Genomic DNA, 11,111 nt, shown 5'->3' on the forward strand with positions numbered 1-11,111 from the left:
GGCGGCCTATCCGATGTTGGCCGAGGGCATGGCGGCGGTGCGCGACGCCGACCCGGATGCGGCGTTCGATTACGGCCTCGGCCTGCTGCTCGACGGCATCGCGGCGAGGCTGGCGGGGTGAACGCCCGGCCCCTGCGCCTCAGTAGCGCTGGGGCACGTAGAGTTCGGCCGGCAGCGTGCGGCGCTCGTAGTTCGGATCGAACACCCGCTCCGGCAGCGCGATCTCCTCATGCGGCACCTCCTCGTAAGGGACCGCCGAGAGCAGATGCGAGATGCAGTTCAGACGCGCCCGTTTCTTGTCGTTGCCTTCCACGATGTGCCAGGGCGCCTCGGGAATGCTGGTGCGCTCGAACATGGCCTCCTTGGCCTTGGTGTACTGCTCCCAGCGGACGCGGGACTGCAGGTCCATCGGCGACAGCTTCCACTGCTTGATCGGGTCGTGGATGCGCATCAGGAAGCGCAGCTGCTGCTCCTCGTCGGTGATCGAGAACCAGTACTTCACCAGGATGATGCCGGAGCGCAGCAGCATGCGCTCGAACTCCGGCACGTCGCGGAAGAAGTCCTCCACCTGGCTTTCGCTGGCGAAGCCCATGACGCGCTCGACGCCGGCGCGGTTGTACCAGCTGCGGTCGAACAGCACGATCTCGCCGGCCGCCGGCAGGTGGGGCACGTAGCGCTGGAAGTACCACTGGGTCTTCTCGCGGTCGGACGGGGCGGGCAGCGCCACCACCCGGCAGGTGCGCGGATTGACGCGCTGGGTGATGCGCTTGATGGCGCCGCCCTTGCCGGCGCTGTCGCGGCCCTCGAACAGGACCACCATCTTGAGGCCCTTGTGGTGCACCCAGTCCTGCAGCTTCACGAGCTCGCTCTGAAGGCGCAGCAGCTCGTTGAAATAGGTGTGGCGGTCGATGGTGTTCTTCCGGCGCGTCTCGAGCAGGGCGCGCAGCTCGGGCGGGACGCGGGCGTCGTCGACCGCCTGCTCGAGCTCCTCGTCCATGTCGTCCTCGAGCTCGATCTCGAGCCAGTTGCGGGTCTCGGTGTCTTTCAGCTCAGTCATGTGCCTGCCTCCTGATGCTGCACCCGTGTACCCGGAAGCTTATGCAATTTGGTGACAGCGGTCGCCGGCCGGACAGCACACGAAGGGGTCTCGCACGCCGGGCACATATCATGATATTATCCAGCGTTGATTATTTGCGTTTATTTCATTCAAGGGAGGTTTTTATGGCCGACCCCAAAAAGCCCGATCCAAAGGCGCCCCAGCCCGACCCGAAAGCCAAACCGGCCGCGACCGAGCCCGCTCCACCCAAGCCGGCCGGCGGTGGCTATCCCCCGATGAGGTGACACGACGGATCCAGGGGCGCGGCCATCCGGTCACGCCCCTGGATCCAGACCCCGGCAAGACTCCCCGCCAAAGCGGGGAGCCCCCGATCCTAGGCCGGGCCGCCGCGGCTCAGGGTGAAGGCCTCGAAATCGGCGCTGTCGAGATATTGCAGCCGGCTCCAGCCGTCGGTCGCCATCGCCGTGACGTATTCGAGCGAGGCGAAGGCGGCGACGTTGCAGCCGCCGGGCAGGCAGCCGACCGGCAGGTTGGCGTCCATCAGCCCCTGCGCGCTCTGCACCGTGCTGTGATTGCCGACCAGCCCGACGGGCCCGGAGGTCGAGAACACCACCTCGTCGACCCGCTTGGTGGTGAAGCTGTAGCTGGCGAAGCCGTTCTTGTGCTTCGCCCGCCACGGCAGCGTCACCATGTCGCCCGGGGTGAAGCCGAGCACGCCGCAGCACGGGTCGGCCGAGGCCGCGCCGATGGTCGGCGCGTCGATCTCGGCATAGGTCGGGTTGTTGTCGACATGCACGGTCACGACCATCGCGCTGCCGTCGACCAGGCCCAGCGGCGCCGCGTCGACGGTGGTGATCGTGCCGGCCAGGTTGTCGACATCGGGCACGAAGTAGCGGATGCCGAGCGCTGCGATGTCGACCGGGGCGCCGGCGGTGTCGAACAGCTCGAGCCGGATCTCGAACTTGCCGGACTGGTCGGTGCCAACCTCCGCACCATTGGCATTGTAAGTGATGCCCGGCGCCGGCAGCGTGGTGTCGAACACGCCGTTCTGGTAGTCGACCGGCGCGATCACCGGCCCCCAGACGCCCTGCGGCGGCAGCGAGGGCGGGATCTCGAACAGGTTCGCCACCGGCGCCTCGGGCGGCGACAGCGGGCCCAGCTTGTACAGCGCGCTGACCGGCTGCCCGCCGCCGCCGTCATAGGTGTAGTGGCGGCCGACATCGTCGAGCATCTGGAACCAGTCGAGGGTGCCGGCGCGGCGCCAGAACAGGCGGTAGTACTTCACCCCCAGGGTCTCGCGCAGGCTGTTGTCGAACAGCAACTGTGGCCTGAGCGTGCCGCCGAACGGCGCGCCGCCGCCGGTCAGACCGCGATTGGCGGGGGTGGTGCCGCCCTGCAGCGCCTGCGAATCGCCGAAGATCGCGTTCATCGAGGTCTGGCCGATCGCGGTGAACAGCACCCAGTTGTCGCCGGCCACCACCGGCTCGCAGGGCGGGCAGGTGCGCGCCAGCGGATGGTGGGTGATCAGCGTCACCTCGCTGCCGCAGGCGTAGTTCCACCATGTGTAGCAGGGCACCGGTGTCGGCGCGTAGATGACGATGTCCCACCACAGGAAGCGCTGCTTGACCTTGAAATACAGGTCCGGCGTGTCGTGGTTGTGACAGCCCTGGAAGAACCGGGTGCGGAAATGGCCGCAATCATCGGTGTGCGCCGTGGCCACCAATTGCTTGGTGAAGAAGCCGGGGAACAGGATGCAGAAGATCGGCCGCAGCAGCAGCTCGTGGTCCAGCAGCGCGCGCTGGAAGTCGAGGTCGCTGCCCGTGCGCGCGGTGAAGCGCAAGGCGCCAGCCTGGTCCAGCCTGGCCAGGGCGGTGGCCGCCTCGGCATGGCTGTGCATCATCTGCGGCGCGACCTCGGGGCTCAGCCGGCGCAGCGCGGCGGCGCCCTGGAACGGCGCCGGGTCCGGGCCGGGGCCGGGCGGGAACGGCCCGGGGAACGGTCCAGGCAGCGGGTCCGGGATCGGGTCGGGCAGTGGCACCGGGTGCAGGATCAGGTCGCGCAGCCGGTCGAGCACCAGCTTCGGCAGCTTCGGCAGGATGATCGGGAAGCGGTCGACCTCGTAGACCTCGACCGTGGCATTGCAGACCGGCAGGTCGATGCTCTGCCCGCCCAGCGTGGTGCGCTTCAGCACCGTGCCGCGGACCACGCACAGGCCGCGCAGCCAGCACAGGATCGTGTCGAGGCCGACCGAAATGTCGATCGCCAACCGCTCGACGCCGCGATCGACCCGCAGATGGCGCTCGACCGCGCCGCGGCGCATCAACTCGGCGACCGAGCGGTCCTGGTCCTCGAGCCGCGGACCGACCAGCAGCCGGAGGTTGGTGCCCTCGGCGCCGATCGGCACGCGCAGGGCGACCTCGCCCTTGGCGTCGAGCGGCTTCGCATCCATCAGCTTGCCGCCCTGGGAAAAGGCGTAGACGGCGAGCGACGCCTTGCGGACGCGCTCGTCATCCGGCAGGGCCACGCGCACGGTGACGCCCTGCTCCTTCGGGGGTTCGGGTCTCTTTGCCATGAAGGCCTCCTGGGTGCGGAGGGCCAGCCTCCGCGGTTGGGGGAGGCAGGTGCGGGATGCGTCCGGCTGCGCGCGATGCCGGTGTCGCCCCGCCGCCAGCGGCGGGACGTCCGGCCTGCAATCGGACTCGCATTGCCCAGGAGTTGTCGCGGCGATGAGCCTTCATCGCCGCACGCCTTCTTGTCGTGATCAGTCGATCGGCGCAGTCGGAGAGCGAAGACGCTCCTGCCGACTTAGAAAGCGAACATCATATCAAATTATGCAGACCTGCTCTCAAAACTCCCATGATCCGGGAGCCTTTCTGTTCTAGTCCTCAATTGCGGCTTTGTTGTGCCTGGCCGGTCAAGGGATGATCCGGCGCTGGCGCAGATCTCGGAAGATGGCGAGGAACATGGCCTCGGTATCGACCACCTCGTGGAACCCGAAGCGCTGCGACTTCGAGGTGTCGCCAAACATGTCGTAGTCCAGGCCGAAGATGAAATCGGCGAAGCGCCAGGACGACACGTCGCGATATGGCGTCGGTGCCAGCCCGTGCCGGTCGATCATCGCACGCCACAGCGGCTCCTTGTCCGCCATCACGGTGTCCAGCGGCATCGGCAGCGGCGGCGCCACCTCCAGGTCGAAGAACCGGGCCAGGCACGGCCACAGATCGGTCCAGCGGAACAGGTCGCCATTGGCGATGTTGAAGGCCTGGCCGGCGGCGCGCGGGTCGGTCGCGGCCCAGACCGTGGCCCGGGCCAGCAGGCCGGAATCGGTCATCTGCAGCAGCTTGCCATAGGCGCCCGGCCTGCCCGGGAACCGGAACGGCAGGCCGAGCTCCTTCGCCATCGACGCGTAGACCGCGATGGCGACGGCCAGGTTCATCGGGTTGCCCAGCGCCGTGCCGCCGACCACCGCCGGCCGGATCGCCGACCAGCCCCAGCCGCGCGTGGCGGCGCGCGCCTGCAGCCAGGCCAGTTGGTCGATCATGAACTCCGGCGGCATCGGGCCGGGGTCGTCCTCCCGCGCCGGCGTCTTGAACGGGCCGAGATGACCGCCATAGACCTTGTAGCCCTGCATCAGGCTGACGTGCCGCAGCCCGGGCGCCTCCGCCGCCTCCACCGCGTTGACCAGCATGGCCAGGTTCGGCGGCACCAGCTCGGCCCAGCTCGGCCGGTCCTGGAAGGCGGCGTAGAAGATATGGGTGACCTCGCTCAAAATCCCGAGCTTGTCCCGCGCATCGGCGGGGTCGAGCAGGTCGACGGCGATGTGGCGGATCCGGCCCGCCGTCTCTCCGCCCCGCCGCGACAGGCCGATCACCTGCCAATCCTCCAGCGTCGCCAGATGCTCCACCAGGTTGCGGCCGATCACCCCCTGGGCCCCGACCACCAGCGCCGTCTTCCGGTCCATCGCTCTCTCCATGCCAATGTCCTGGCCTAGAGATCATTCATTCCGGATGGATTGAGTAGGCCGCCGGATCGACTATCATCCATAAGCAGAACTTTGAAACGATCACACATGGACCGCTTCACCACCATGGCCACCTTCGTGCGGGTGGCGCAGCTCGGCAGCCTGTCGGCGGCGGCGCGGGATCTCGGCCTGACCCAGCCGGCGGTCAGCCAGCAGGTGGCGGCGCTGGAGCGGCGGCTGGGCGTGCGCCTGCTCAACCGCAGCACCCGCCGCCTGGCTCTGACCGAGGCGGGCGAGCGCTACCACGCCCAGGCCCGGCGCATCCTGGAGGCGGTGGCGGAGGCCGAGGACGGTCTGGCCGAGGCGTCGGACACGCTGGCCGGCAGCCTGCGCGTGCATGCCCCGGCCGGGCTGGGCCAGGCGCATCTGGCGCCGATCCTGATCGGCTTCCAGCAGCGCCACCCGGAGCTGGCGGTCGAGCTGATCGCCGACGATCGCTATGCCGACCTGATCGGCGAGGGCGTCGACGTCGCCATCCGCCTCGGCACCCTGGCCTCGCCCGGCCTGGTGGCGCGCCGGCTGGCGACGCTGCGGCGGATCCTGGTGGCCTCGCCCGCATACGTCGCCGCCCATGGCAGCCCGGAGACGCCGGAGGATCTGGCCCGCCACCCGCATGTCCGCTTCAGCTGGGCTGCGGCGGGCGAGGCGGTGCCGCTGGTCGGCCCGGACGGGCCACTGGAGGTGCGGGTGCAATCGCGCTTCCTGGCCAACAACGCCTTCGTGCTGATCGAGGCGATCCGCGCCGGCATCGGCATCGGCGGCGCCCAGCTGCCGCTGGTGCAGCCGCTGCTGGACAGCGGCGCGCTGGTACGGGTGATGGGCGCCTATGCCTACGCGCCGCTGGAGGTGCACGCGGTCTACCCGTCCGGCCGCTTCGTGCCGCGCCGGGTCCGCGCCGTCGTCGACCACCTGGCCGCGGCGCTGCCGCTCATCCCGGGGCTGGACCGGGGCTAAGGCTTAGGACGTAGCGGAGCCGATCGGACCTTGCCGCCCCGGCCCAGGTTTTGAAATGATCCCCTGAAACTTGGTGGGGATCATGGAAGTCGTCTCCGACAGATTGGCCACCGACACCGCTGCCAAAGAAGCTTCGCCGACAGGGCCGGTTCTGCTGCTGCGCCGGGCCCTGATTCTGGCCGCGCTGCTGGCCGGATGCGCGATCGCCTACGCTCTCCTGCTGACCCGGTTCGATATCTCGAGCGAGCCGACCGAAACCGAATTCGGCGCCCCGGCCGGCGATGCCCGGGTCAGGCTTTATGTGCAACCGATCGAGGTCGATCCGGTCAATGATTCCCTCCGGATGCGGATCAGCGTGACGCCGGATCCGTCCCTCGCCGCGGCAATGACGGCGACGGCGGACCATGATTTCCTGATCAGGATCAGACGCGGCAAGCAGGTCGAGCACGTGCAGATCGGGGCTGGCCAACCTCTTCCCGAGATCACCTTCGATTTTGATCTCGAGGACGGAAATGTGCGCGATTATCCACTGGACCGATATGTATCGGCCATGACGCTGGCGGCGAGCGAGCCGAGCCAGGACGGAACGGGGGCGTCGCTGCCGATTCGGGTCACGGTCTGGGAAGGTCTCCTCGGCTACACCGTGAAGGCGCAGCAGGCGACGGCGCAGAACGCCGGTGACCTGGAGCTCCAATTCGCAGTCCGCCGTACGGGGCCCGTTTCGTTCTTCAGCATCGCGATCTATGGCTCGATGACCGTGATGGCGCTTTGCGCCCTGGTCATCGGCGCCCTCGTCTTCGTCGGTACCCGGCGCATCGAGGTCACACTCGTCGGCGCGCTCGGCGCCGTGATCTTCGCGCTGCCCGCTCTGCGCAGCGTGATGCCTGGTGCGCCGCCTTTGGGGGTTCGCGCCGATATCGTCATCTTCTTCTGGGCCGAGCTCGGCGCCGTCATCGCGCTTTGCCTGTTCGTCGCGGCCTGGGCGCGCCGCGGCCCCCGGCCCTGAAGCGGCGGCGCCGAGGCGCTACATCGACCGGCCGTCGAATTCGTGCACCGGCACCGCGGCGAGGTCGATGTCCTCGAGGCAGCGGATGTTGATGTAGGCCGACCGCTTCGTCCCCGGCGCGGTGTCCTCGGCGAAGACGTGGATGCCGCAGTTCCGGCAGAAGCGGTGCTGGATGGCGTGGCGATTGAACAGGTAGGTGCCGAGGTCCACGGGCGCCGCCTGCACGCGCAGGCCGAGATGCGGCACCGCCCAGAGCAGCGCGCCCTTGCGCGAGCAGATCGAGCAGTTGCAGGCCACGACCCCGGTCAGCTCGCCCTCGACCTCGAAGGCGACGCGGCCGCAATGGCAGCTTCCCTTGTACAGCATGACCCCCTCCCCTGGTGTCCGTCCAGAAAGCTGGGCCGGCGTCGCCCGGGGGCAATCCCAGGCAACCCCGGACCCGGCCAATGCATGGCAGCTTTGCACCCCCCTCCGCCGGCAGCGAGTCAGTTGTAGGATGAGTCATCCGTCATCCGCAGCGACCCCGCCCGCCGTACCGGCCTGCCCGAGGCCCGGAGGAACGCCGATGTCCACCGCCGTCGACCGATCGAAGCGCCCGTTCATCATCGCCTCGATCATGCTGGCGACCTTCATGGTCGCGATCGAGGCGACGATCGTCGCCACCGCCATGCCCCGCATCGTCGGCGAGCTGGGCGGCTTCACCTATTACAGCTGGGTGTTCTCGGCCTTCCTGCTGGCCCAGTCCACCACCACCGTCATCTACGGCAAGATGTCGGATGTGTTCGGCCGCAAGCCGGTGCTGGTCGGCGGCACCATCCTGTTCCTGGTCGGGTCGGTCCTCTGCGGCTTCGCGTGGTCGATGGGGTCGCTGATCCTGTTCCGGCTGCTGCAGGGCCTGGGCGCCGGCGCGATCACGCCGGTGACGATGACCGTCATCGGCGACCTGTACAAGCTGGAGGAACGCGGCCGGGCGCAGGGCATGATGGCCAGCGTCTGGGCCACCTCCGCCGTCATCGGGCCGCTGGCCGGCGGCGTCATCGTCGACCACCTGTCCTGGGCCTGGATCTTTTGGCTCAACCTGCCCTTCGGCGTGCTGACCATCCTGGGCTTCCTGCTGTTCCTGCGGGAATCGATCCAGCCGCGCCAGGTCCGGATCGACTACACCGGCGCCGCGCTGTTCTCGGCCGCCATCGTGTCGCTGCTGGTGATCCTGACCGAGACCGACGCCGATGGCTGGGTGCTGGGCGGGCTGGGACTGCTGTTCCTGGTCGCCGGGTGGCTGTTCCTGTGGCAGGAGCGGCGGGCGCCGGAGCCGATCATCTCGCTCGAGCTGTGGGGCCGCCGGCTGATCGCCACCAGCAACATCGCCACCCTCCTGGCCGGGATGGCGCTGATCGGCCTCACCACCATCCTGCCGGTCTATGTCCAGGGCGTGCTGGGCCGGTCGCCAATCACCGCCGGCTTCACCCTGAGCATGCTGGTGTTCGGCTGGCCGCTGGCGGTGATGCTGTCGCAGCGGCTGTACCGTGCCTTCGGCGTGCGCCGCACCCTGCGGGTCGGCAGCCTGCTGTTCCCGGTGGGCGCCAGCTTCCTGCTGTTTCTGACGCCGGAGACCCACCCGGTGGTGGCCGGCGCCGGCGCCTTCCTGATGGGCTTCGGCATGGGGCTGATCAGCCTGACCACCATCGCCGTGGTGCAGGACAGCGTTGAATGGTCGATGCGTGGCAGCGCCACGGCGTCGATCATCTTCGCGCGCAACCTGGGCAGCACCATCGGCGCCACGGCGCTGGGCGCCATCCTGAACATCGGCATCGTCCATTTCGGCAGCGGCACGCTGGCGGCCAGCGTGCACGACGTGCTGAACCAGCCGGCGGGCCTGGCCGAGCTGGCCGCCAATCCCGCCGTCCGCGGCGTCTTCGACCAGGCGCTGCACTGGACCTTCCTGGGCGTGGTGGCGATGGCGGTGCTGACCTTCGTCACCATCTGGCTGATCCCGATCTCGCCGCGGCCGGCCGGCGCCAGGCCGCGGGAGGTGGAGATCGAGGCGGCGGAGCCAGGCCCGGCCGCGGTCGGCCACTGAGTTTGACCGCAAGAACCGGGCCGACCGACCGGGAGCCGGGTGGTAGGATCCGGCCCATGAGCGAGCATCTCTACACCCTGTTCGAGACCGCCATCGGACCCTGCGGCATCGCCTGGGGCCCGCGCGGCATCACCGGCGTGCAACTGCCGGGGTCGACGCCGGAGAAGACGCGGATGCGCCTGCTCCGCCGCTGTCCCGGTGCCGAGGCGGGCACGCCATCCGCCGAAATCACTCAGGTGATCGAGCGCATCGGCGCCCTGCTGCGCGGCGAGCGCATCGACCTGTCCGACGTGCCGGTCGACCTCGACCGGGTGCCGGAGTTCGAGCGCCGGGTCTATGCCATCGCCCGCGCCATCCCGCCGGGATCGACCATGACCTATGGCGAGATCGCCAGGCGGCTGGGCGACCCGCTGCTGGCGCGCGACGTCGGCCAGGCGATGGGGCACAACCCGTTCCCGATCGTGGTGCCCTGCCACCGGGTGCTGGCGGCCGGCGGCAAGCCCGGCGGCTTCTCCGCCCCCGGCGGGGTCGACACCAAGTTGCGGATACTGCGGATCGAAGGCGCCGCAGCCGCCGCCCAGGCCTCGCTGTTCGACTGACCAGGCGCAGCCGACTGGGCTTGCCCGGTGCGGCGGGCGGGGGCAGAGTCGGCGCATGCTCGCCGAACAGATCCTGCGACGCCCGTCGATGGCCGTGTTCGATTACCGGTGCAGCGCCGGGCCGGGCGACCGGCCTTTCACCGAGCTGCATGCCGGCCATTCCGTCTCCTATGTCCGGCGCGGCAGCTTCGGCTGCCGGCAGCTGGGCCGCACCGACGAGCTGGTGGCCGGGTCGGTGCTGGTCGGCCATCCGGGCGACGAGTTCACCTGCACCCATGACCATCACCATGGCGGCGACGAGTGCCTGTCCTTCGAGCTGGCTCCCGCGCTGGTCGAGGCGATCGGCGACGACCCTGCCGCCTGGCGCGCCGGGGCGATGCCGCCGCTGCCCGGGCTGATGGTGCTGGGCGAACTGGCCCAGGCCGCCGCGACAGGCCGCAGCGACCTGGGGCTGGACGAGGTCGGCATCGCCTTCGCCGCCCGCTTCGTCGCCCTGGTGACCGGGCGCGAGGCGCGGCCGACCGAGCCCGCGGCGCGCGACCGCCGCCGCGCGGTCGAGGCGGCCTTGTGGATCGACGCCAACGCTGACCAGCCGGTCGACCTGGACGGCGCCGCCCGCACCGTCGGCCTCAGCCCCTTCCACTTCCTGCGGATCTTCGCCCGCAGCCTGGGCGTCACCCCGCATCAATACCTTGTGCGGGCCCGGCTGCGCCGCGCCGCCCGCCTGCTGGTGGAGGATGCGCGGCCGGTGACCGACATCGCCTACGATGTCGGCTTCGGCGACCTGTCGAACTTCGTCCGCAGCTTCCACCGCGCCGCCGGCGTCTCGCCGCAGCGCTTCCGGAAGGCGGCGCGGGGCGACCGCAAGATCTTCCAAGAAAGGCTGACCGCGATCGCTGCAGCATGACCTCCGGCTCACGACGGAGGTTCTGCCATGTATGACCATGTCGGCCTGAAGGTCCGCGATCTCGACGCCAGTGTGCGCTTCTACGAGGCGGTGCTGGCGCCGCTCGGCCTCGGTGTGTGCTCCCGCGGCGATGCCGATGCCGACCTCGGCCCGGCCGGCGCGCCGGCGCTGTGGCTGTACCGCTCCGACACTGCGAGCGCGGGCACTCATGTCGCCTTCCGCGCATCCGATCGGGCGGCGGTCGACCGCTTCCACGCGCAAGGCCTGGCCGCGGGCGGCCGCGACAACGGCGCACCAGGGCTGCGGGCCGATTACAGCCCGACCTACTACGCCGCCTTCCTGATCGACCCGGACGGCAACAATGTCGAGGCGGTGTCGATGGGCTGACAGGTCGGATGGGCCGGAGCCAACCCCCTCACCCGAAATCGCTGCGCGATTTCGACCTCTCCCCGAGGGAGAGGTAACAATCCCCTCTCCTCGGAGAGAG

At 69.5% G+C, this 11,111-nt stretch carries 10 protein-coding genes; 6 read left to right on the plus strand and 4 right to left on the minus strand.

Annotation, left to right across the window (positions count from 1 at the left end):
• Positions 1-139: 139 nt before the first annotated feature.
• From ppk2 to FFK22_RS39110, 3 genes are all read right to left on the minus strand, one after another.
• A complete protein-coding gene (gene ppk2, locus FFK22_RS39100; RefSeq protein WP_138892107.1) occupies positions 140-1,057 on the minus strand; it encodes a polyphosphate kinase 2 in 918 nt (305 codons plus the stop codon).
• Positions 1,058-1,430: 373 nt separating this feature from the next.
• Entirely contained in the window at positions 1,431-3,629 is a 2,199-nt protein-coding gene (locus FFK22_RS39105; RefSeq protein ID WP_186002908.1) for a hypothetical protein, read from the minus strand.
• 342 nt (positions 3,630-3,971) lie between these two features.
• Positions 3,972-5,018: an SDR family oxidoreductase gene (locus tag FFK22_RS39110; protein ID WP_221939204.1), complete on the minus strand. Its 1,047-nt coding sequence runs from the start codon at positions 5,016-5,018 to the stop codon at positions 3,972-3,974.
• A gap of 108 nt (positions 5,019-5,126) precedes the next feature.
• On the opposite strand from FFK22_RS39110, the gene FFK22_RS39115 reads away from it, so the two are divergent.
• Complete coding sequence (locus FFK22_RS39115; protein WP_138892104.1) at positions 5,127-6,032, plus strand: LysR family transcriptional regulator; 906 nt, start codon at positions 5,127-5,129, stop codon at positions 6,030-6,032.
• A gap of 82 nt (positions 6,033-6,114) precedes the next feature.
• Positions 6,115-7,038, plus strand: a complete 924-nt coding sequence (locus tag FFK22_RS39120) for a DUF4436 family protein (RefSeq protein WP_138892103.1) — start codon at positions 6,115-6,117, stop codon at positions 7,036-7,038.
• Positions 7,039-7,056: 18 nt separating this feature from the next.
• Here FFK22_RS39120 and FFK22_RS39125 read toward each other — a convergent pair whose 3' ends face one another.
• Positions 7,057-7,404 (minus strand): GFA family protein, encoded by a 348-nt coding sequence (locus FFK22_RS39125; protein ID WP_138892102.1) that lies wholly within the window; start codon positions 7,402-7,404, stop codon positions 7,057-7,059.
• Positions 7,405-7,603: 199 nt separating this feature from the next.
• Between FFK22_RS39125 and FFK22_RS39130 the strand changes: the two genes are divergently transcribed.
• Genes FFK22_RS39130 through FFK22_RS39145 form a run of 4 tightly spaced genes read left to right on the plus strand, consistent with a single transcriptional unit; the run spans position 7,604 to position 11,011 of the window.
• On the plus strand, positions 7,604-9,118 hold the full coding sequence (locus FFK22_RS39130) for an MDR family MFS transporter (protein WP_138892101.1): 1,515 nt from the start codon (positions 7,604-7,606) through the stop codon (positions 9,116-9,118).
• A gap of 56 nt (positions 9,119-9,174) precedes the next feature.
• The gene (locus tag FFK22_RS39135; RefSeq protein ID WP_138892100.1) at positions 9,175-9,717 is read left to right on the plus strand and encodes a methylated-DNA--[protein]-cysteine S-methyltransferase; all 543 of its coding nucleotides are present in this window, start codon (positions 9,175-9,177) and stop codon (positions 9,715-9,717) included.
• Between the two features lie 55 nt (positions 9,718-9,772).
• Positions 9,773-10,624 carry an AraC family transcriptional regulator gene (locus tag FFK22_RS39140; protein WP_138892099.1) on the plus strand — a complete coding sequence of 284 codons (852 nt, stop codon included), beginning with the start codon at positions 9,773-9,775 and terminating at the stop codon, positions 10,622-10,624.
• A gap of 27 nt (positions 10,625-10,651) precedes the next feature.
• Positions 10,652-11,011, plus strand: a complete 360-nt coding sequence (locus FFK22_RS39145) for a VOC family protein (RefSeq protein ID WP_138892098.1) — start codon at positions 10,652-10,654, stop codon at positions 11,009-11,011.
• The last annotated feature ends 100 nt before the right edge of the window (positions 11,012-11,111 follow it).

Source organism: Mycobacterium sp. KBS0706, from assembly GCF_005938675.2.
Classification (GTDB): domain Bacteria; phylum Pseudomonadota; class Alphaproteobacteria; order DSM-16000; family Inquilinaceae; genus Inquilinus.

Excerpts from the sequence above, each read along its gene's own strand:
- FFK22_RS39135 (WP_138892100.1), top strand. The coding sequence starts at position 9,175 with ATGAGCGAGCATCTCTACACCCTGTTCGAGACCGCCATCGGACCCTGC.
- FFK22_RS39145 (WP_138892098.1), top strand. The coding sequence starts at position 10,652 with ATGTATGACCATGTCGGCCTGAAGGTCCGCGATCTCGACGCCAGTGTG.
- FFK22_RS39110 (WP_221939204.1), bottom strand. The coding sequence starts at position 5,018 with ATGGACCGGAAGACGGCGCTGGTGGTCGGGGCCCAGGGGGTGATCGGC.
- FFK22_RS39130 (WP_138892101.1), top strand. The coding sequence starts at position 7,604 with ATGTCCACCGCCGTCGACCGATCGAAGCGCCCGTTCATCATCGCCTCG.
- FFK22_RS39140 (WP_138892099.1), top strand. The coding sequence starts at position 9,773 with ATGCTCGCCGAACAGATCCTGCGACGCCCGTCGATGGCCGTGTTCGAT.
- FFK22_RS39105 (WP_186002908.1), bottom strand. The coding sequence starts at position 3,629 with ATGGCAAAGAGACCCGAACCCCCGAAGGAGCAGGGCGTCACCGTGCGC.
- FFK22_RS39125 (WP_138892102.1), bottom strand. The coding sequence starts at position 7,404 with ATGCTGTACAAGGGAAGCTGCCATTGCGGCCGCGTCGCCTTCGAGGTC.
- FFK22_RS39120 (WP_138892103.1), top strand. The coding sequence starts at position 6,115 with ATGGAAGTCGTCTCCGACAGATTGGCCACCGACACCGCTGCCAAAGAA.
- ppk2 (WP_138892107.1), bottom strand. The coding sequence starts at position 1,057 with ATGACTGAGCTGAAAGACACCGAGACCCGCAACTGGCTCGAGATCGAG.
- FFK22_RS39115 (WP_138892104.1), top strand. The coding sequence starts at position 5,127 with ATGGACCGCTTCACCACCATGGCCACCTTCGTGCGGGTGGCGCAGCTC.